Annotated in this window: 17 protein-coding genes; 6 read left to right on the forward strand and 11 right to left on the reverse strand. The window is 74.3% G+C overall.

The window, feature by feature from the left end:
- Positions 1–72: 72 nt before the first annotated feature.
- The gene (locus tag ACYVDA_RS04305; protein ID WP_460816105.1) at positions 73–603 is read right to left on the reverse strand and encodes a YbaK/EbsC family protein; all 531 of its coding nucleotides are present in this window, start codon (positions 601–603) and stop codon (positions 73–75) included.
- A gap of 78 nt (positions 604–681) precedes the next feature.
- Between ACYVDA_RS04305 and ACYVDA_RS04310 the strand changes: the two genes are divergently transcribed.
- Entirely contained in the window at positions 682–1,662 is a 981-nt protein-coding gene (locus ACYVDA_RS04310) for a glycerophosphodiester phosphodiesterase family protein (RefSeq protein WP_460815245.1), read from the forward strand.
- A gap of 281 nt (positions 1,663–1,943) precedes the next feature.
- Here ACYVDA_RS04310 and ACYVDA_RS04315 read toward each other — a convergent pair whose 3' ends face one another.
- From ACYVDA_RS04315 to ACYVDA_RS04325, 3 genes are all read right to left on the reverse strand, one after another.
- A complete protein-coding gene (locus tag ACYVDA_RS04315) occupies positions 1,944–2,747 on the reverse strand; it encodes a sigma-70 family RNA polymerase sigma factor (protein ID WP_460815247.1) in 804 nt (267 codons plus the stop codon).
- A 231-nt stretch (positions 2,748–2,978) separates the two neighbouring features.
- Complete coding sequence (locus ACYVDA_RS04320; RefSeq protein WP_460815249.1) at positions 2,979–4,835, reverse strand: AMP-dependent synthetase/ligase; 1,857 nt, start codon at positions 4,833–4,835, stop codon at positions 2,979–2,981.
- A 50-nt stretch (positions 4,836–4,885) separates the two neighbouring features.
- The gene (locus ACYVDA_RS04325) at positions 4,886–6,025 is read right to left on the reverse strand and encodes an acyl-CoA dehydrogenase family protein (protein ID WP_460815251.1); all 1,140 of its coding nucleotides are present in this window, start codon (positions 6,023–6,025) and stop codon (positions 4,886–4,888) included.
- A 127-nt stretch (positions 6,026–6,152) separates the two neighbouring features.
- On the opposite strand from ACYVDA_RS04325, the gene ACYVDA_RS04330 reads away from it, so the two are divergent.
- A complete protein-coding gene (locus ACYVDA_RS04330; RefSeq protein WP_460815253.1) occupies positions 6,153–6,908 on the forward strand; it encodes a MerR family transcriptional regulator in 756 nt (251 codons plus the stop codon).
- Between the two features lie 12 nt (positions 6,909–6,920).
- On the opposite strand, the gene ACYVDA_RS04335 is transcribed toward ACYVDA_RS04330, so the two are convergent.
- Genes ACYVDA_RS04335 through ACYVDA_RS04345 form a run of 3 tightly spaced genes read right to left on the reverse strand, consistent with a single transcriptional unit; the run spans position 6,921 to position 8,744 of the window.
- Positions 6,921–7,139: a PspC domain-containing protein gene (locus tag ACYVDA_RS04335; protein WP_460815255.1), complete on the reverse strand. Its 219-nt coding sequence runs from the start codon at positions 7,137–7,139 to the stop codon at positions 6,921–6,923.
- Positions 7,136–7,462 (reverse strand): hypothetical protein, encoded by a 327-nt coding sequence (locus ACYVDA_RS04340; RefSeq protein ID WP_460815259.1) that lies wholly within the window; start codon positions 7,460–7,462, stop codon positions 7,136–7,138. The genes ACYVDA_RS04335 and ACYVDA_RS04340 overlap by 4 nt, the downstream gene beginning before the upstream one ends.
- 25 nt (positions 7,463–7,487) lie before the next feature.
- Entirely contained in the window at positions 7,488–8,744 is a 1,257-nt protein-coding gene (locus tag ACYVDA_RS04345) for a PspC domain-containing protein (RefSeq protein WP_460815261.1), read from the reverse strand.
- Between the two features lie 123 nt (positions 8,745–8,867).
- Here ACYVDA_RS04345 and ACYVDA_RS04350 point away from each other — a divergent pair, with 123 nt between their 5' ends.
- Both ACYVDA_RS04350 and ACYVDA_RS04355 read left to right on the forward strand, forming a co-directional pair.
- A complete protein-coding gene (locus ACYVDA_RS04350) occupies positions 8,868–10,250 on the forward strand; it encodes an ATP-binding protein (protein ID WP_460815263.1) in 1,383 nt (460 codons plus the stop codon).
- On the forward strand, positions 10,247–10,903 hold the full coding sequence (locus ACYVDA_RS04355; protein WP_460815266.1) for a LuxR C-terminal-related transcriptional regulator: 657 nt from the start codon (positions 10,247–10,249) through the stop codon (positions 10,901–10,903). Before ACYVDA_RS04350 ends, ACYVDA_RS04355 begins: the two co-directional genes overlap by 4 nt.
- On the opposite strand, the gene ACYVDA_RS04360 is transcribed toward ACYVDA_RS04355, so the two are convergent.
- From ACYVDA_RS04360 to ACYVDA_RS04375, 4 genes are read right to left on the reverse strand one after another with little or no spacing between them, the layout of a single operon-like run.
- The gene (locus ACYVDA_RS04360; RefSeq protein WP_460815268.1) at positions 10,869–11,960 is read right to left on the reverse strand and encodes a hypothetical protein; all 1,092 of its coding nucleotides are present in this window, start codon (positions 11,958–11,960) and stop codon (positions 10,869–10,871) included. The two genes, ACYVDA_RS04355 and ACYVDA_RS04360, sit on opposite strands and share 35 nt — an antisense overlap.
- A gap of 14 nt (positions 11,961–11,974) precedes the next feature.
- On the reverse strand, positions 11,975–13,483 hold the full coding sequence (locus ACYVDA_RS04365; RefSeq protein ID WP_460815271.1) for a spermidine synthase: 1,509 nt from the start codon (positions 13,481–13,483) through the stop codon (positions 11,975–11,977).
- 10 nt (positions 13,484–13,493) lie between these two features.
- On the reverse strand, positions 13,494–14,330 hold the full coding sequence (locus ACYVDA_RS04370; protein ID WP_460815274.1) for a DNA-formamidopyrimidine glycosylase family protein: 837 nt from the start codon (positions 14,328–14,330) through the stop codon (positions 13,494–13,496).
- Positions 14,331–14,334: 4 nt separating this feature from the next.
- Positions 14,335–18,912 carry an ATP-dependent helicase gene (locus tag ACYVDA_RS04375; RefSeq protein ID WP_460815276.1) on the reverse strand — a complete coding sequence of 1,526 codons (4,578 nt, stop codon included), beginning with the start codon at positions 18,910–18,912 and terminating at the stop codon, positions 14,335–14,337.
- A gap of 119 nt (positions 18,913–19,031) precedes the next feature.
- Here ACYVDA_RS04375 and ACYVDA_RS04380 point away from each other — a divergent pair, with 119 nt between their 5' ends.
- Positions 19,032–19,997, forward strand: coding sequence for an ATP-binding cassette domain-containing protein (locus tag ACYVDA_RS04380; protein ID WP_460815279.1), 966 nt, complete (start codon positions 19,032–19,034; stop codon positions 19,995–19,997).
- Complete coding sequence (locus ACYVDA_RS04385; protein ID WP_460815281.1) at positions 19,994–20,803, forward strand: ABC transporter permease; 810 nt, start codon at positions 19,994–19,996, stop codon at positions 20,801–20,803. Before ACYVDA_RS04380 ends, ACYVDA_RS04385 begins: the two co-directional genes overlap by 4 nt.
- Positions 20,804–20,846: the final 43 nt, after the last annotated feature.

The raw sequence follows: 20,846 nt of genomic DNA on the forward strand, positions 1-20,846 counted from the left end.
CAGTAGAGGTGGCACGGTCAGCCCGCCACCGCGCGCCCGTCCGACAGGACGCCGCTGCGCGCCTCTCGGCGGTCAGCGGGCGAGGTCGGGGACGACCTCGGCGCCGGGGAGGAGGGCGAGGAGGGGGCCGGGGACGAACAGCTTGGACCCGCGTACGCCGCTCCCGATCACCGCGAGCTCGATCCGCGTCGCCGCCTCGTCGACCAGGACGCGCCACGAGGACGGCAGGCCGAGGGGGGTGATGCCGCCGTGCTCCATCCCGGACTCGCCCACGGCGCGGTCGTGGTCGAGGAAGGAGGCCTTGCGGACGTCGAGGGTGCGCTTGACCACCGAGTTCACCTGGGCGCGGGTGTCGGCGCGCACCACGCAGGCGGCGATCCGCTCCTCCCCGTCGCGACGCCCGAGCACCACGACGCAGTTGGCGCCGGCGTCGAGCGGCACCTCGTAGGCCTCCGACATCGCGACGGTGTCGGCCAGGGCGGGGTCGATCTCGGCGACGAGGGCCTGGTCGGCGTGCTCCCAGCCGTCCAGGGCGCGGCGCACGGGCTCGCCGAGGAGGTCCGGTCGCTCCAGGGCGGGGGTCAGGGTCAGTCGTCCGATCATCTGCACGACGACCACGGTAGGGGTCGTGTTCGGGCGCTGGTCACCTGCCGGCCACCTGGGCCGCGCACGCTGGGGCGCGTGAGCCCAGCCCTCGTCATCGGCCACCGCGGCGCCAGCGGGCACCGCCCGGAGCACACGGCCCTGGCCTACCGCCACGCCTACCGCGCCGGTGCCGACTCGGTCGAGCCCGACGTGCTCAGCACCCGGGACGGGGTGCTGGTGTGCCGCCACGACCTCGACCTGTCCCTGACCACCGACATCGCCGAGCGCCCGGAGTTCGCCTCCCGGCGTCGCTCGCTGGTCGTCGAGGGCACCGAGCGGCGCGGCTGGTTCGTGCACGACCTCGACCTCGCGGAGCTGCGCACGCTGCGCGCCCGTGAGCGGTGGCCGCGCAAGCGCCCGGTGAGCGCCCGCTTCGACGGCCACGTCGGCGTGCTGACCCTCGAGGACCTCCTGGACCTGCGCGAGGAGGAGTCCGCCCGGGCCGGGCGTGAGCTCGGGGTGCACGTGGAGCTCAAGCACGCGGAGCACCAGGCCTCGCTCGGGCTGCCGCTGGACGACCTGCTGGTCGAGGTGCTGCGTCGCCGCCGCCACACCTCGCCGCTGAGCCCCGTGACGGTGATGGGCTTCGAGAGCTCGGTGCTGCGCTCGCTGCGCCACGAGGTCGACGTCGACCTGGTGCAGCTCGTCGACCACCCGGCCTCGATCAAGCGCTCGCGGCTGGCCCGGATCGCGTCGTACGCCACGGGGGTGGGCCTGCACAAGGACCACGTCCTGCCCCGCGACGCCCAGGACAACGTCGGCGCTCCCGGCAAGGCGGTCGGCAAGGCCATCGGCGCCGGCCTCGACGTGCTGGTCTGGACGCTGCGCAGCGAGAACCGTCACCTCCCGGCCAACCTGCGCGTCGAGGGCTCCAAGCGGACCCACGGCGCGGCCGACCAGGAGGTGCACCGGATGCTCGACGCGGGCGTCGACGGCCTGCTCACCGACTTCCCCGACGTCGCCGTGGACGTCTGCCGCAGCCGGGTCGAGAGCACCCGGTTCGCCCGCACCAGCTGACACCTCGGGCTGCGGGGCGCGCGTCGGCGGCTACACAAATGTGTGGGTGCGGCGTCCTCCGGGGCCTGTTCGTGGTGCGGCGTCTACACAAATGTGTGGGTGCGGCGCCCTTCGGGGCCTGTTCGTGGTGCGGCGTCTACACAAATGTGTGGGTGCGGCGCCCTTCGGGGCCTGTTCGTGGTGCGACGCCTACACAAATGTGTGGGTACGGCGTCTACCCGCCCCCGGACGCACAGCGGCCCGACCGCTCACCGTGAGGGGTCGGGCCGAGCTCGTGCGGGTCAGCTCTGCGGCATGTCGCCGACGCTGGTGCGGAGCTGGCCGAGGATGCGGGTGAGCAGTCGCGAGACCTGCATCTGGGTGACCCCGATGCGCTGGGCGATCTCGCGCTGGGTCAGGCCCTCGTAGAAGCGCATGTTCAGGATGCGGCGGTCGCGCTCGCCGAGGCTGCCCAGGACCGGGCGCAGCATCAGCCGGGCCTCGGAGGCGCCGTGCTCCGCGTTGTCGAACGGCAGCAGCTCGCCCAGCGTGGTCGAGCCGTCGCCGGCCGGGTGGTCCAGCGAGGCGGGCACGAAGCACCCGTCGCTGGCCAGCGCCTCGATGACGCTCTCGGTGCTCTCCTCGAGGAGCGCCGCGATCTCCGCGGGCCGCGGCGCGCGTCCGAGCTTGTTGGACAGCTCGGAGTCGGCGACGTTGATGCGGGCCTGGAGCTCCTGGATCCGACGCGGCGGCCGGATCATCCACCCGTGGTCGCGGAAGTGCTTGCGCAGCTCGCCGCGGATGGTGGGCACGGCGTAGGACAGGAAGTCGTGACCCGTCGTGACGTCGTAGCCGCGGGTGGCCTTGGTCAGCGCGAGTGCGGCGACCTGGCGCAGGTCGTCGAGCGGCACGCCACGGTTGCGGTAGCGACCGGCCTCGGCGTGGGCCAGGTCGAGGTGGAGCACGATCACCGTGTCGAGCAGCCGACGACGTTCCTCGTCGGAGTCCGTGGCCAGGGCCAGGGTGAAGAGCTCGCGGGTGTGGTTGGAACGGTCCTGGGACTGGGTGCTGCGCTCCGGGGTACCGGAATGCGTTGTTGCTGTCATCGCTCACCGACCTGGTAGTCCTCGACCCCGACGACGCGGGGGAGGTCCGAACGGCTGCGAGTGCCGCAAGGGCTAGAGCACTCAAGGGCATCGGGCCGGTGGCTTCAACGAGACGCCCGCCACCAAGAGGTGGCGCGTGTTGTCCACCATAGCCCGGAACGTCCGAGACGCAAGCGTCCAGCCGTCTAGACCGGTGAGGAATATTCTCGCGTGTCGGGTTTCACCGACGGGTCAGGAGACGTAGAGGCGCGCGATCTCCTCGGCGTACGTCCGGTGGACCACCCGACGCTTCAGCTTCAGGGTGGGCGTGAGCTCCTCGGAGTCGGCCGTCCACTCCACCGGGAGCAGCGTCCAGCGCTTGACCTGCTCGGGTCGCGACAGTCGCGCGTTGGCCGCTGCGACCCCCGTCTCGACGAGCTCGAGGACCGCCGGGTGCTGGGCGAGCTCGGCCAGGTCGGTGGTCCCCAGCCCCAGTCGCGTGGCGACGACGGGCGCCACGTCGGGGTCCAGGGTGAGGATCGCGACGACGTAGGGGCGGCCGTCGCCGTACGCCAGGGCGTGGCCGACGAGCGGGCTCTCCTTGAGGAGGTTCTCGATGTTGGAGGGGGCCACGTTCTTGCCCGAGGAGGTGATGATCATTTCTTTCTTGCGGTCCAGCACCGTGACGAAGCCGTCGTGGTCGATGGACCCGATGTCGCCGGTGTGCAGCCACCCGTCGGCGTCGAGGAGCCGGCTGGTGGCCTCGGCGTCGCCGACGTAGCCGACGGTCGTCACCGGGCCGCGCGCGAGCAGCTCGCCGTCCTCGGCCACCGCCATCTCGACCCCGGGCACCGCCCGTCCGACCGTGCCCAGCTTGAAGGCGTCCGGGCCGCACGCGGTGACCGAGCCCGTCGTCTCGGTCAGGCCGTAGATGTCGTAGACCGCCATCCCCAGGCCGGCGAAGAACCGGGCCGTCTCCAGCGGCATCGGGGCGCTGGCGCTGCCGGCCCAGGTGACCCGGTCCAGGCCCAGCAGCGAACGGATCGGGCGGAGCACCTCCCGGTCGGCGACCGCGAACCGCTCCTCGAGGTCGGGTGTCGTGGCGTGCCCGACCTGCTGGGACTCCACGTGGGCCAGGCCGACGGCCATCGCCTCGGTGACCGCGGCGCGCTTGGCCTCGTCGGTCTCGGCGCCCAGCAGTCCGAGGATGCCGGTCTGGAGCTTCTCCCACACGCGGGGTACGCCGAAGAACGCCGTGGGGCGCACCCGCGTCAGCGTCGGGAGGAGCTCCGAGGGGTCGCGCACGAGGTGGACCTCGGCGCCGCGCACCTGTGGGATGTAGAGGCCGAGGTTGCGCTCGGCGATGTGGGCGAAGGGCAGGTAGGAGACCCCGACGGTGCGGTCCTCGAGCGCCGCAGTGCGGTTGCTGCTGCCGACCTCGAAGAGCACGTTGCCGTGGGTGATCGTCACGCCCTTGGGGTGACCGGTGGTGCCGGAGGTGTAGAGCACGGTCAGGGTGTCGTCGTGGCGCAGCCCCTGCCAGCGCCGGTCCACCTCGCCCGTGTGCTCGGTGCGCACGGCGCGGCCCCGCTCGAGCAGCTCGGTCCAGGTCGAGGCGCCCTCGAAGGTGGCGTCCGGCTCCACGACGACCGCGCGGGGGACGCTGCCCTCGGCGCGGGCCTGCTCCCAGCGGGCGACGTGGTCGGCGTCCTCCAGCACGACCAGGGCGGGGCGGGCGTGCGCGGCGACGTAGGCGACCTGGTCGGCCGAGAGCGTGTTGTAGACCGACATCGGCACCGCACCGGCGTGCACGGCCGCGATGTCGGCCAGGACGTGCTCGAGCCGGTTGGTGGCCATGATCGCCACGCGGTCGCCGGGCTGGACCCCGAGGTCGACCAGGGCCGCCGCCAGGTCGAGCGCGGTCTCGCGCAGCTCGTGCCAGGTCAGGGTGCGGGCGGCGCGCTCGGGCCCCCGGTCGTCGGCGTACGCCGGGGCGTCGGCGAGCTCGCGCACCGTGGCCTCGAGCGCGTGGGCCAGGCTCGGCGGCATCGCCGCGGTGACCTCCCCGCGCAGCGCGTCGACGTCCTGGGTGGGGTGGGTCGCGGTCACGGGGTCCTCCTGGGCGGGCCGGAGCGGGTGGGGGGAGGGGCGCGCTGGACCTAGAGGCCCAGCGACCGACCGATGATCTCCTTCTGGATCTCGGTGGTGCCGCCGTAGATGGTGGAGATCCGGCTGTCGAGGTAGGCCTTGGCGATCGGGAACTCCATCATGTAGCCGTAGCCGCCGTGCAGCTGCACGCCCTGGTTGACCAGCTTGTTCTGCAGCTCCGTGGTCCAGTACTTCGCCATCGCGGCGTCGACCGGGGAGAGGTCGCCGTCGAGGTGCTTGCGCAGGCACTCCTCCAGGAACGCTCGCGCCACCCGGGTCTCGGTGGCCATCTCGGCGACCAGGAAGCGGTTGTGCTGGAACTTGCCGATCGGCTTGCCGAACGCCTCGCGGGTCTTGGCGTACAGCAGGCACATCTCGACGATCGCCTCGCACGCCGCGACCGCCTGGGCGGCGATGATCAGGCGCTCCTGGGGGAGGTTCATCATCAGGTAGATGAACCCCTCGCCCTCCTGGCCCAGGAGGTTCTCCTTGGGCACGCGGACGTCGGTGAACGACAGCTCGGCAGTGTCCTGGGCGTGCAGCCCGATCTTGTCCAGGTTGCGACCGCGCTCGAAGCCCTCCATGCCGCGCTCCAGGACGATCAGGCTGATCCCCTTGTGGCCGGCCTCGGGGTCGGTGCGGGCCACGACGATCACCAGGTCGGCGTTGATGCCGTTGCTGATGAAGGTCTTGGAGCCGTTGACCAGGTAGTGGTCGCCCTGGTCGACCGCGGTGGTGCGCACGCCCTGGAGGTCGCTGCCCGCCCCCGGCTCGGTCATCGCGATCGAGGTGATGATCTCGCCCGACACGCAGCCGGGCAGCCAGCGGCGCTTCTGCTCCTCGGTGCCCAGCGAGGTCAGGTAGGGGACGATGATGTCGGTGTGGACCGAGAAGCCGGGCCCGCTGACGTTGGCGCGGGCCTGCTCCTCGGAGAGGATCACGTTGTAGCGGAAGTCGGCCACGCCCGGGCCGTCGTACTCCTCGGGGACGTCGAAGCAGAGCAGGCCCGCCTCGCCGGCCTTGCGCCACAGCTCGCGCGGGACGATGCCGTCGCGCTCCCACTGGTCGTGGTGGGGGACCACCTCGCGCTCGTAGAAGGTGCGCGCCGTCTTGCGGAAGTCCTCGTGCTCGGCGGTGTAGAGGTCGGACATGGTGGATCCCCTCGGTGCGGGTGAGCGAGCGGAGGCGGCACGCGCCCCAGGTCGGTGACGGGCCCACTGTTACAGCAAACCTGTCACGCTTCAAGCGACCCGTCGGCCCGGCTGTTACGGTCGCCGCGTGACTGCGCAGGGCCTGGGGGCCGACGAGGGGGCCGATCCCGTCTACACGGTGGACGAGCTGGCCGCGACCGCCGGCCTGACCGTGCGCACCACCCGCTACTACGCCGGGCTGGGCCTGCTGCCGCCCCCCGAGCGGCGCGGCCGGATGGCCTACTACACCGAGGTGCACCGCGCGCGGCTCGACCTCGTGCGGGCCCTGCAGGACCACGGCTTCACCCTGGCCGCGATCGAGAAGTACCTCGCCCGGGTGCCGGCCGAGGCCAGCGTCGAGGACCTGGCGCTGCAGCGCGCGATGCTCACCTCGTGGGGCGGCGGGCGCCGCGAGACGGTCAGCCGGCGCCAGCTCGAGGCGCGGGCGGGCCGCCCGCTCGCGGACGAGGACGTGGCCCGGCTGGAGAAGATCTACGCCGTGCGCGCCGAGGGCGACCGCTTCGAGGTGCTGCCGCCGTTCGAGGTGGCCCTGAAGCTGATGGCGCTGGAGATCCCGGTGGACTCCCTGGAGGAGGCCTCCGAGGCGATCACCCGCCACATGGACGCCCTGGCCGACGAGCTCACCGACATCCTGCGCACCCGGGTGCTCAAGCCGTTCCGCGGCCAGGAGCACTCCGAGGCCGACAAGGCGCGCTTCGAGGTCACCGTGCAGCGCCTGCGCGAGCTGACCCTCGAGGCGGTGGTGGCGGGCTTCCAGCGCGCGGCCAACCAGGTGATCACCCGGTCGTTCTCCGGCTCCTCGGGCCGCGCGAACCACCCCTAGCCGGGGTCCGCCTCACTCCTTCGGGACGACGGCCCACATCACGGCGTACACGAGGGGTCCGGCGGGGAAGGTGACGATCATGGCGATCGCCGCCAGCACCCGCACCAGCGTCGGGTCGACGCCGAGGTAGCGCGCCACGCCGCCGCAGACACCGCTGACGCGGGAGTCCGAGGAGGAGCGGGTCAGCCGGCGGTACGGCGGGGTCGGGGGCTGCTGCTGCGGGGCGGTCATCGGATCTCCTGGGTGGGCTCGGTGTCGTCGCGGTCGTCCGTGGCGGCGTCGTGGGGGTCGGGGTGGAGGGGGGCGGAGGACGGGCGACGGCGCCGGTTGCGGCCGCTGGCCAGGCTCGCCACCAGCCCGATCACGCCGGCGGCGATCAAGAGGGCCGGCGCCACGACGGTGAGCCGGTCGGCGGTGACGACGCCGGTCCGGGCGAGCGCCCAGATGCCGGCCGTGCCGAGGAACAGCAGGGCGAAGACCAGGTGGGTGACCTTCACCGAGGTGTCGGGCGGAGGCCCGTCAAGGTGGTCCTGGGGGAGGGGTGCGTCGTTCATGGTGGGGCTCCAGTCGTGGTGAGGGTCAGCGCTGCTCGACGGTGATGTGGCCGATCCGGGCGGCCAGGTCGAGGTCGATGGTCGGGGTGCCGGGCGCCGTCGAGCCGGTCAGCGTCCGGGTGGTGGAGAGGTCGAAGCCGCCCCGCGAGGAGCTCCCGAGGTCCACCTGGCCGGCGTACCGGACCCGGGCGGCGACCTCGGAGTTGACGCCGGGCGGCAGCACCACGCGGACCTCGCCCGCCGTGGCCCTGACGCGCAGGGCGCGGCCGTCGAGGGCGGCCACGTCGCGGATGCCGCTCAGGTCGACCACGATCGTGCCGGTGCCGATGTCGTAGCGGTCCTGGAGACCCGCCGCGCTGGAGGGGGCGATCCGGACGTCCTCGTCGCGGGTGGCCCCGCCGGTGGCGGCCCCGACGGCGCTGACCACGACGAGCGTGGCGGCGGTGACCAGGCCCAGGGCGATCAGCCCGCCCGGTCGGCCGACGAACGCGCCGACCAGCAGGGCCAGGCCCGTCACGGCCAGGGCCAGGGCGGCGTACGCCGAGACCGGGACGCTGCTCGAGGCGTCGACGATCCCCAGGGTGCCCAGCGCGATGGCGATCAGCGCCAGGGTGGGCCAGAACAGCACCGGCCCGGTACGCCGGGGCCGCGGCGGGGGGACGTGCGCCGGGGTGGTCGGCGGCACCCACGCGGGCGGCGCCTGGCCGGGGTCCCCTACGAACGGGCGGGCGGACGGGTACGGCGACGGCGGCGCCGCACCGGTCGGGCCGGCCACGCGGCGGTCGCGCCGCTGCCGACGGGTCAGGACCACGACGCCGACCAGCGCCAGCACGACGAGGGGGAGCGGGAACGACCCGCCCCAGCCGCCGTCGAGGAACGGGCTGCCGAACACGATCATCAGCGCCAGTGCGGCCGCGACCACGAGGATCACCCGGCGGGTGTCCGGGCCCACCTCGATCGGTGCGCGGTCCGAGTCGTCCTCGGGCACGAAGAGCCACACGGCGGCGTACACCAGGACCCCGGCGCCGCCGAAGAGGGTGAGCACCGCGAGCAGGACCCGGATCACGGTCGGGTCGACGTCGAGGTGGCGGCCCAGCCCGCCGGCGACCCCGGCGACGTAGCGGTCGCTGCGGCTGCGACGCAGCCGGGCGACGTCGCGTGCCTGGTCCCCGGTGACCCGGGGACCGGGCCGGTCGGTCGTGCGGTCGTCGGTCGCGGTGCCGGTCGCGGTGCCGGTCGTGGGGCCGGGGTGGTCGTCGCCCGGTGCGGTCTGCTCGTCCATGGCTCCATCGTGGTGAAGCGGCCGGGTCGGCACCATCGGGGAACACCCTGGTTCCCGGGGGCCGACCCTCAGGGTGCGCACCTGATGTCGGCCCGGGGTCGGCGGTGGGACGATGGCCGCGACATGGCAGCGACCAGCACTCCTCCGCCGGCGCCGGGGCACGCCCCCGGGTCCGCGGCGCCCGCGCCCGGGCTCGGGGACGGACCCCGGCGCGCCTACCGCTCGGGCCACGACCGGTGGTTGGGAGGTGTGGGCTCCGGGCTGGCCCACCACCTCGGGGTGCCGGTGACGTGGGTCCGGGTCGGGTTCGTCGCGACGTCGGCGTTCGGCGGCTTCGGCGCGGTCCTGTACGCCGGGTTGTGGCTGTTCCTGCCCGTCCAGCGCCACGTCACGACCTCGTCGCCGGGCCTGGACGCCGCGACCCGGCAGGGCAGGCGAGCCGGTCGTCCACCTCGGCGGCTGGCCGACTACGGGCCGCTCGTCGCCCTCGGCGCGATCGCGGTCGGCGTGGTGCTGATGGTCACCTTCGTGACCGGCCAGACCCTCTCCTACGGCCCGCTCCTGCTGGCCGGTGCCGGCGTCGCCGTGCTGTGGTGGCAGGCCGACGAGGCCCAGCGCGAGCGCTGGCGCGACCCGTCGAGCCGGGTGGGGCCGCTGCGCGCCGTGGTCGGGGACGGTGGCTGGCGCGCCTGGAGCCGGATCGCGTGCGGGCTGCTGCTGCTGCTCGCGGCGATCACCTTGTTCTCCCTGCGCTCGGGCGACCTCGGCGCAGCCCTGAACGTCGGACTGGCGGGCGCCCTCGGCATCGTCGGTCTCGGCTTCATGGTCGGTCCGTGGCTGCTGCGCCTGTCCTCGGACCTCAGCGAGGAGCGGGAGGCCCGGGTGCGCTCGGAGGAGCGCGCCGACGTCGCGGCCCACCTGCACGACTCGGTGCTCCAGACCCTGGCGCTGATCCAGCGCTCGTCCGCCGACCCCGTCACCGTCGCGCAGCTCGCCCGGGCCCAGGAGCGCGACCTGCGCTCGTGGCTCTTCGGGGCCGGCGAGGCCGGACCCGACACGCTGGCGGCCGCGCTGACGGCGGTGGCGGCCGCCGTCGAGGAGACCTTCCCGGGCGTGCACGTCGAGGTCGTCTGCGTCGGCGACGCACCGGTCACCGAGCGCGACCGGCCGCTGGTGCTGGCCGTGCGCGAGGCCGTCACCAACGCCGCCCAGCACTCCGGGGCGCCCACCGTCGACGTCTACGCCGAGGTCACCCCCTCCGGTGCCGAGGTGTTCGTGCGCGACCGCGGCGCCGGCTTCGACCCGGACCTCGTCGCCGAGGACCGGCACGGCGTGCGCAGCAGCATCGTCGGCCGGATGGAGCGGCACGACGGCAGCGCGTCGGTGCGCAGCACGCCGGGCGGCGGCACCGAGGTGCACCTGTCCCTCCCGACCGTCCCGACGGTCCGACCCGAACGACCGGGCGCGACCACCGCCCCCCGGACCACCCCCGAGGAGACCCCGTGACCCGGACCGTCGTGATCGTCGACGACCACGCCATGTTCCGCACCGGGGTCCGGTCCGAGATCGGGACCGCGGTGGACGTGGTCGCGGAGGCGGCCGACGTCGACGGCGCGGTCGCGGCGGTGCTCCAGCACCGGCCCGAGGTGGTGCTGCTCGACGTCCACCTGCCGGGCGGTGGCGGGGCGGAGGTGATGCGACGGTGCGCGGCGGCGCCGTCCGCCCAGGACGCCTCCCCGACCCGCTTCCTCGCGCTGTCGGTCTCCGACGCCGCCGAGGACGTGATCGGCACCATCCGCGCGGGTGCTCGCGGGTACGTCACCAAGACCATCACCGGCCCCGAGCTGGTCGCCGCCGTCGAGCGGGTCGCCTCCGGGGACGCGGTGTTCTCCCCGCGGCTGGCCGGGTTCGTCCTCGACGCCTTCACCGGCACGGGCGGGGGCGCCGTCCAGGTGGACGAGGACCTCGACCGGCTCACCGAGCGGGAGCGGGAGGTGATGCGGCTGATCGCCCGCGGCTACTCCTACAAGGAGGTCGGCGCCGAGCTGTTCATCTCGATCAAGACGGTCGAGACCCACATGTCCTCGGTGCTGCGCAAGCTCCAGCTCTCCTCGCGCCACGAGCTCACCCGCTGGGCCTCGGACCGTCGTCTGCTCTGAGCCGTCGCGAGACCGTCGGCCCGTCGCACCGGTGGGGCAGCAGCGAGGCCCACGTCGGGCGCCAGGCGGGCGCGCGCTGGGACATCTCCCAGGCCAGGTCGGCCAGGGAGGGACCGCGGTCGCGGTCGTGCACGGCGAACCAGGACGGCCAGCTGTCGAAGGCCCGGTCGAACGCGACCACCACGCCGTCGGGGGAGTGCACCCGGGCGAAGAGCCACGCCCCGGACTCCTCGCCGGCCTCGGAGCGGTGCAGCTCGGTGAGCACGTTGGTCAGGCTCCGACGCACGGCGTCGGGCAGGCGGGTGTTGCCGGCCCCCGGCACCGCCTCGCCGCGCAGCCACATCACCGACCACGTGAAGGGCGTGCCGGGACCGTTGGTCCGGGCCCAGTGCACCACCGCCGGCGGCCGCTGGAGCAGCACCCGGTCGGCCCCGGACCCGCCCGCACCGGCCGGGACCACCCGCCCCTCGGCGGCGTCGCGCATCTGCTCGTGGATCTGGTAGCGCAGCCGGGAGAGCACCGACCCGGCGGTGGCCGCGGGTGGGGTGGCGCCCGCCGCCGCGACCAGGGCGAGGCCGGCCGCGAGGTGGCACTCGTCCGGCCGTGGACCCGGCAGGTGGTCGGCGAGGTGCCCGGCCACCAGGTCGCCGGCGCGGGCGAGCGCGGCCAGCCGGGGGTCCACCGCCAGGACCGGTCGCAGCAGCGGCACCAGGCCGTCGTCCTCGTCGTGGTGGCTCAGGTCCCACTCGCCGTGGGCGTGCCAGGCCACGAACGTGGGGCGGTCGCCGTCGGTGGCCTCCGTCAGCGCCCAGTCGGGGGCCCCGCGTCGCGCGTCGGCCGGCGCGGGCGCGGCCAGGGTCGAGCGGCCCCAGAGCACCGAGCGCGAGCCGAGGACGCGCTGCATCCGCAACCACGACCCGTCGGTGGCGTCCAGGCTCAGGACGAGGTCGTCGGGGTCGAAGCGGCACGACGGGTCGCCGGTGGCCCGGTGGAGCGCCGACAGCACGACCCAGGACCACCACAGGTCCTCGGCGTCGGGCACGTCCTCGGGCTCCACCGCCGCATCATCCCCTAGCGGGCGACCTCGGCCAGGGAGGCGTCCACCAGCCACTCCACGGGGGCCTTGTCGTCGGTGTAGACGGTGCCACCGGACAGCCCGCGCCCCAGCCGGTCGGCGGTCGCGTCGAGGACGGGGCGGACCTCGGCGGGCACGTCGGCCGCCCGCAGCGCCGCGGCCGGGTCGGCCCCGGTGGTCGTGCCGAGCAGCATGGTGTTGGTCTGGTCGACGGGGTCGCGGCGCACCCGGTCGCGGCCGAACACCGAGGCCAGGGTGGCGGTGAGGACCTGCTCGAGCTTCGCCGACTGCGGCGGGTGACCCACGTTGATCGCCACCACCCCGCCCGGGGCGAGCCGCTCGCGGACCACGTCGAAGAACTCCCGGGTGGCCAGGTAGAACGGGATGTAGGGCTGGCGGTAGGCGTCGACGAGGATCGCGTCGTAGGTGCCCGTCTGGCGCTGGAGCCAGGGGCGGGCGTCGGCGGCGTGGGTGTGCACCCCCGCGCCGCGCAGGTCGAACAGCCGACGCCCCACCTCGGTGACGTCGGGGTCGATCTCGACGGCGTCGATCCGGGTGTCGGGGAAGAAGTGCGCCAGCGCGCGGGCGGTGGTGCCGGCGGCGCTGCCCAGGATCGCGATCCGACGCGGCGGGTGGTCGGCGGCGAACGGCAGCGCGAGCATCTCGTCCCAGTAGCCGCCGGTGAGCCACTGGCCGGGCCGGTAGACCGAGTGCACGGCCTGGCCCTCGTTGAGCTCGAGCAGCCGCTGGCCGTCGTCGCGCTGGATCACGCGGGCGTACTGGTACTCGGTCTCCCGCTCCCAGATCACGCGTCCGCCGCTGGTCACGGTCTTGGTGCTGCCCACCGGCAGGGCGATCAGCACGAGCACCCCGACGAGGACGGCCGCCCCGACGGCCAGCCAGCGCCGGCCCAGGCCGGGCAGGGCGGCCAGCACGAGGACCAGGGCGAAGAGCAGGAAGGTGCGGTGGGTGCCCACGACGGGGATCAGCAGCAGCGAGGCCAGGAAGGTGCCGGCGAGCGAGCCGAGGGTGCCGACGGCGTACAGACGACCGGCGACGCGGCCGGCGTCGGCGACCTGGTCGATCTTCAGCCGCACGGCGTACGGCGACACGATGCCGAGCATCAGCACCGGCACCGCGATCAGCACGCCGACGCCCAGCAGCGAGCCCACGAACAGGCCGCCGGACAGCTCGGCGAAGGCGGTCGTCGACTCGCGCAGGAAGGGCCCGCTGACGAACGGGACCAGCGCCAGCAGCGCGGCCGCGCCGAGCACCCAGCGCGAGAGCCCGGCCATCGTCGGGGTGCGGTCGGCGAGCCGGCCCCCGACGGCGTACCCGATCGAGAGGGCGACCAGCACCGTGGCGATGGTGTTGGCCCACACGATCGTGCTGGCGCCGAACCAGGGGGCGAGCAGGCGGGCGGCGGCGATCTCGGCGCCCAGGCTGGCCATGCCGACCGCGAAGACGACGACCTCGAGCAGGAACCGCGGGCGTCGTGACGTCACGCCGGTGAACCTACCGACCCGCTGGGCGGGCCCGGTCGGGGGCGGGCTGGCAGGTCGGGCACCAGGACGTGGGGCGCTCGCGGCCGACCTGGCCCAGGTCGCGCTTGACCACGCGGGTCCCGCAGCGCAGGCACGGGCCGGTGCGGCCGTAGACCCAGTAGCGGTGCCCCGCCCGGCGGTCGCCGGTCGTGGTGCGGAAGGGCCGGTCCTTGTTGGCGTCCAGCTGGGCCCGCGCGGTGGCGACCACCGCGCCCAGGTCGGGGACGTCGCCGACCTTGGTCGCGGGGTGCAGACCGGTCAGGAAGCAGATCTCGGACTTGAACACGTTGCCGACCCCGGCCAGGTGGCGCTGCTCGAGCAGGGCCTCGCCGAGCGGGGCGTCGGGGTCCGCCGCCAGGTTGGCCTCGGCCTCCGCGGCGTGGGCGTCGTCCCAGGCCGGGTCGAGCAGGTCGGGACCCAGGTGCCCCACCAGGCGGTCCTCGGTGGCGGTCGGGACCAGGTCGAGCAGCACCTGGAAGCCCACGGCCTCCAGCCGGTCGGTGCGCAGGACCACGCGGGCGGTGTGCCAGGGCCGCCGCCACCGCGAGCCCAGGGGCGCCACGGTCCAGGTGCCCTCCATCTTCAGGTGGGTGTGCAGCGTGAGCAGCCTGGCCGGGCGGTCGGGCGTGCTCGCGGTCTCGACCCGGGTGAGCAGGTGCTTGCCGTGCGGGACCGTCTCGAGCACGGTGGCACCGGCCAGGTCCTGGGTCGCCAGCGACGGGATCCGGAAGTCGCTGCGGGTGATCACCTGGCCGGTCAGGGGCTGGAGCTTGGCCGCCGCGCGGTAGATCGAGTCGCCCTCGGGCACGCCGTCAGCCCCGGAGCCGCAGGCCGCGGGGGGTCGCGATGAAGCCGGCCGACTCCATCGCGCGCCGCAACGTCTCGGAGCCGGCGCCCAGGATGCTCTCGCCGTCGGCCTTCTCGACGGTCAGCCGTCCCAGGGCGCCGTCGCGGACCACCCGGCCCAGCGACTCGATGCCGTGCGCGAGCCGCTGCTCGTCCTCGACGAAGGTCAGCAGCGTCTTGCCGCCGCGCTCGACGTACAGCGTCAGCTCGCCGTCGACCAGCACCACGATGGCGCCGGCCTTGCGCCCGGGGCGGTGGCCGGACTCCTGGGCGGGCCACGGCAGGGCGGCACCGAACGGGTTGGCGGGGTCGGTGGCGGCCAGCGCCAGCGCCTCGGGCGGCTGGGAGGAGTCGGCGTCGGGGGTGGCGCGCTGGTGGGTGCGCAGCCGGTCGATCGCGCCCGCGGTGCCGAACTGCGCGGCGCCGAGCCCCTCCACGAAGTAGCCGCGACGGCAGCGCCCGGAGTCCTCGAAGGCCGAGAGCACCTTGTACGTCGCTGCGAAGCCGCCCGGGGTGCGCTCGCTCATCACCGCGCCGCGGATGACCACGCCGTGCCGCTCCAGCAGGCTCTCGGCGGTCGCGTGGGCCCGCTTGGTGGGGTCTGGCTCCCGCTCGGGCAGCTCGAACCAGCGCCCGGCCACGTCGGGCGGCGCCGCGCGCAGGGCGGCCCCGCTCAGGCGCGGACGGCCCGTGCGGGCACCTCGGGCGCGGGCCGGGGCGCGCTTGACGCGGTGGGCACTGCGACCGCCCTGGGTCAGGGCGCGCAGGGGCGCGAGGGTGTCGTTGCCGAGGTGGCCCGCCCACGCCAGGTCCCACAGCGCGGAGGAGAGTGCCTTGTCGTCGCTGGAGCCGACGGCGGTCGCGAGCTGGCGGAAGAAGTACGCCCCGCCGCCGGCCAGGGCCTCCAGGACGCCCTGGTGCACCTCGCCCAGCTCGAGCTCGCCGTGGTCGGGCAGGGTGAGGTGGGCGGTGTCGGCCAGGTGCAGCGAGACCCAGCCGTCGGAGCCGGGCAGCCCACCGTGACCGGCCCACAGGACCTCCCCGCTGGCGGTCAGCTCGTCCAGCATCGCGGGGGAGTAGTCGCCGACCCGGGCCGGGAGCACCAGCGACTCCAGGGCCGAGGCGGGCACCGCGCACCCGGCCAGCTGCTCGACCACCGTCACGACGCCGTCGACACCGCGGAGCCCGCGTCCGCGACCGCTGGGCGCCTTGGCCCGCTGCGGGGCGCCGGGGTCCTCGACGGAGACGGGGGTGCCGGCGCTGACGTGCTGCCAGGCCGGCAGGAACCGGGCCAGGGTGCGGGGCTCGACCGGCTCGACCTCGTGGCGCAGCCGGGCCAGCGAGCGCCGCCGCAGCATCCGCAGCACCTCGGCGTCGCACCACTCCGCACCCGACCCCTGGGGCCGGAACTCGCCCTCGAGCACCCGGCCCTGGGCGGCGAGCCGGGCCAGGGTCTGCTGGCACACCGCGACGCCGAGCCCGAGCCGGGTGGCGACCTCGGAGGCCAGGAAGGGGCCGTGGGTGCGGGCGTAGCGGCCGACCAGGTCGCCCAGCGGGTCCTCGACGGGCTGGGTGAACACGTCGGGCACGCCGGGGGGCACCGGCACCCCGAGGCCGTCACGCAGGCGCGCCACGTCCTCCACGACGGCGTACCGCGGTTGGCCCGACATGGTCACCGGGACGACGCGGCGGGCCTTGACCAGCCCCGCGATCCAGTCGCCGACCTCGCCGGGGACCTCGCAGCGCTCGACGACCTCGTCGTGGGTCAGGGGGCCGAGCAGGCGCAGCAGGTCGGCGACCCCCTCGCTGTCCTTGACCCGGCGGCCCTCGGCCAGCCGCTGGAGCTCCAGCTCGAGCTCGGCCAGCACCTCGGGGTCGAGCAGCTCGCGCAGCTCGGCACGCCCCAGCAGCTCGGCCAGCAGGCCCTGGTCCAGCGTCAGCGCCGCGGCCCGGCGCTCGGCGATGGGGGAGTCGCCCTCGTACATGAACGCCGCGACGTAGCCGAACAGCAGCGACTGGGCAAACGGGGAGGGGCGCTGGGTGGTCACGTCGACCAGGCGCAGGCGGCGGTCCTGGATCCGGGTGTGCAGCGCGACCAGGGAGGGGAGGTCGTAGACGTCCTGGAGCACCTCGCGGACGGTCTCCAAGATGATCGGGAAGGAGGGGTAGCGCGAGGCCACCTCGAGCAGCTGGGCCGAGCGCTGGCGCTGCTGCCACAGCGGCGCGCGGCGGCCGGGGTCGCGCCGGGGGAGCAGCAGGGCACGGGCCGCGCACTCGCGGAAGCGGGAGGCGAACAGGGCGGACCCGCCCACCTCGGTGGTGACGATCTGCTCGAGCTCCTCGGGCTCGAAGGCGATCAGCTCGGCCCCGGGCGGCTCCTGGTCGGTCTCGGGGATGCGCAGCACGATGCCGTCGTCGGTGGCCATCGCCTGCGCGTCCACGCCGTAGCGCTCGCGCAGGCGGGCGTTGAGCGCCAGCGCCCAGGGCGCGTGGACGGGGGTGCCGAAGGGGGAGTGGACCACGATCCGCCAGTCGCCGAGCTCGTCGCGGAAGCGCTCGACGACCAGCTGCTGGTCGTGGGGGACGACCTGGGTGACCTCGCGCTGCTCCTCGATCAGCGAGACCAGGTTGTCCGCGGCCCACGCGTCCAGCCCGGCGTCGGTGCAGCGGGCGATCGCCTGCTCGCGGGTCATCGCCGCGACCTCGCGGGTGAACGCGCCGATGGCGGCCCCGAGCTCGGCGGGGCGACCCAGGGTGTCGCCGGTCCAGAAGGGCAGCCGGCCGGGCTGGCCGGGCGCGGGCACGACCAGCACCCGGTCGTGGGTGATGTCCTCGATGCGCCAGCTGGTGGTGCCCAGGGTGAAGACGTCGCCGACGCGGGACTCGTAGACCATCTCCTCGTCGAGCTCGCCCACGCGGCTCTGCTTCTCCCCGACCAGGAAGACCCCGAAGAGGCCGCGGTCGGGGATGGTGCCGCCGCTGGTCACGGCCAGCCGCTGCGCCCCCGGCCGGCCGGCCAGCTCCCCGGAGACGCGGTCCCAGACCAGGCGTGGGCGCAGCTCGGCGAACTCGTCGCTGGGGTAGCGGCCCGAGAGCAGGTCCAGGGTCGCGTCGTACGCCGAGCGGGGCAGGGTCGCGAACGGCGCCGCACGGCGTACGACGTCGAAGAGCCGGTCGGCCGGCCAGGCCTCCATCGAGGTGGCCGCGACGACCTGCTGGGCCAGCACGTCGAGCGGGTTGGCCGGGACGTGCAGCGCCTCGATGCCGCCGGTGCGCATCCGCTCGACGGTGACCGCCGAGGGCACCAGGTCGCCCCGGTGCTTGGGGAACAGCACGCCGCGCGAGGTCTCGCCGACCTGGTGACCGGCCCGGCCGACCCGCTGCAGGGCGCTGGCCACCGAGGGCGGCGACTCGATCTGGACCACGAGGTCCACCGCGCCCATGTCGATGCCGAGCTCGAGGCTGCTGGTGGCCACCACGCAGGGCAGCCGGCCGCGCTTGAGGTCGTCCTCGATGATGGCGCGCTGCTCCTTCGACACCGACCCGTGGTGGGCCCGGGCGACCAGCGGCAGGGCGCCCTCGCTCTGGCCGGACTGGGCCATCACCTCGGCGGGGGAGCCCATCCGCTCCATGACCTCGGCGTCCAGGCCGGCCCGCTCGCCCGCGAGCTCGTTGAGGCGGGCGGTCAGCCGCTCGGCCAGGCGCCGGGAGTTGGCGAAGACGATGGTGGAGGTGTGCTGCTCGATCAGGTCGAGCACGCGTGCCTCGACGTGGGGCCACAGCGACCCCGACCGGGGTCCGTCGTCGCCCTCCTCGCCGAGCTCGGTCATGTCCTCGACCGGGACCACGACCGAGACCTCCCAGGTCTTCTCGCTGGGCGGCGACACGACCTCGACCGGGGCCTGTCCGCCCAGGAACCGCGCGACCTCCTCGATCGGGCGCACCGTGGCCGACAGCCCGATCCGCTGCGCGGGCCTCTCGAGCAGGTCGTCGAGACGCTCGAGGGACAGCGCGAGGTGGGCGCCGCGCTTGGTGCCGGCCACGGCGTGCACCTCGTCGAGGATCACGGTGTCGACGCTGCGCAGCACCTCCCGGGCCTGCGAGGTCAGCATCAGGAACAGCGACTCCGGCGTGGTGATCAGGATGTCGGGGGGCGTGGTGGCGATCGTGCGCCGCTCGGCGGCCGGGGTGTCGCCGGACCGCACGCCGACCCGGATCTCCGGGACGCTGGCGCCGAGCCGCTCCGCGGTCTGGCGGATGCCGACCAGGGGTGCCCGCAGGTTGCGCTCCACGTCGACGGCCAGCGCCTTGAGCGGGGAGATGTAGAGCACCCGCAGGCGCTCCTTCTTCTCCGGCACCGGGCTCGTGGCCAGCCGGTCGATCGACCACAGGAAGGCCGAGAGGGTCTTGCCGGACCCGGTCGGGGCGACCACGAGGGCGTGGCGGCCGGCCGAGATGGCCTCCCAGGCACCGCTCTGCGCGGGGGTGGGCGCGGCGAAGGCCGCCTCGAACCACGCCCGCGTGGGCTCGCTGAACTGGTGCACCGGTCCATCCTGCCGGAGGGCACCGACAGGACCCCGGGGCGACCGGCGACGGAGGTGGACCCGAGGTGGACCAGCCCACCCCCCGCGGTCCTGTCGGTGGTCTCTGCCAGGCTGCTGCCATGGCTGATGCGGTGGTGGCGCAGGGGCTCACGAAGTCCTACGGCAAGGTGACGGCCCTGGCGGGCCTGGACCTCAGGGTGCCCGAGGGCACGGTGCTCGGGGTGCTGGGGCCCAACGGGGCGGGCAAGACGACGGCGGTGAAGGTGCTGACCACGCTGGTGCGGCCCGACGCGGGCACGGCCCAGGTCGCCGGCATCGACGTCGTGCGCGACCCGGCCGCGGCCCGGCGCAAGATCGGCGTCTCGGGGCAGTACGCCGCCGTCGACGAGTACCTCACCGGCTTCGAGAACCTCGACATGATCGGCCGGCTCTACCACCTCGGTCGCCGGGCCAGCCGGGAGCGGGCGCGGGAGCTGCTGGAGCAGTTCGACCTCGCCGACTCGGGGGACCGGGTGGCCAAGGGCTACTCCGGCGGCATGCGGCGCCGTCTCGACCTCGCCGGGGCCCTGGTGGCCCGGCCGCCGGTGCTCTTCCTCGACGAGCCGACCACCGGACTGGACCCGCGCAGCCGCACCTCCATGTGGGACGTCATCCGCGGCCTGGTCTCGGGCGGCACCTCGCTGCTGCTGACCACGCAGTACCTCGAGGAGGCCGACCTGCTGGCCGACAACATCGTGGTGGTCGACCACGGGCGGGTGCTCGCCGAGGGCACCGCCGACCAGCTCAAGGCCCAGGTCGGCGGCGAGCGGGTGCACGTCACGCTCAGCGACGCCGACCGGCTCGGCCGCGCCGAAGAGCTGCTGACGCCGCTCGCCGTGGGCCCGGTGGTCCGCGAGCCCGAGCGGCGCTCGCTGCTCGTGCCGGTCAGCGGGGGCGCCGCCCAGCTCTCCCAGGCGCTGCGGCTGCTCGACGCCGAGGGCATCGCGCTCGACGACGTGGGCCTGCGACGACCGACCCTCGACGACGTCTTCCTCACCCTGACCGGCAGCAGCGAGCCCACCGAGACGCAGGAGGACCACCGATGAGCGCCCTGAGCCCCTTCACCGACGGCCTGGTCGTCGCCAAGCGCAACCTGATCAAGATCAAGCGCGTGCCGGACCTGCTCGTCTTCACCACGCTCTCGCCGATCATGTTCGTGCTGCTCTTCGCCTACGTCTTCGGCGGAGCGATCGACCAGAGCGGCGGGGGCAGCGGCTACCGCGAGTTCCTGATCGCCGGCATCTTCGCCCAGACGGTCGTCTTCGGCTCCACGATCACCGGCGCCGGCATCGCCGACGACGTCCAGAAGGGCATCGTCGACCGCTTCCGCACCCTGCCGATGTCGCCGTCGGCGGTGCTCTTCGGCCGCACCCTGTCCGACGTGGTCAACAACGTGATCGTGCTGGTGGTGATGTCGGTGACGGGCCTGATCGTCGGGTGGCGCATCCGTGACGGCTTCTGGCACGCCCTGGTCGGCTACGTGCTCCTGCTGGTCTTCGCCTACGCGATCTCGTGGGTGATGGCGCTGGTCGGGCTGCTCGTCCCCAGCCCCGAGGTGGTCAACAACGCCTCGTTCATCATCATCTTCCCGCTCACCTTCATCGCCAACACCTTCGTCGGCCTCGACACCCTGCCCGGCCCGCTCAAGGCGTTCGCGGAGTGGAACCCGATCTCGGCGGTCACCCAGGCGGCGCGGGAGAACTTCGGCAACGTGCCGCCAGGCGGCGGCCTCTCGACGCCGTCGTGGGCGCTGCAGAACCCCGAGGTCTACACCCTGATCTGGGCCGCGCTCGTGCTCGCGGTCTTCGTCCCGCTGACCACCCGGCGCTACCGGCGGGCCACCAGCCGCTGACCCGGGACGGAGGGGGAAACCCGGTGGGTCCTGTCGGTGGTGA

The organism is Nocardioides korecus (genome assembly GCF_054778395.1).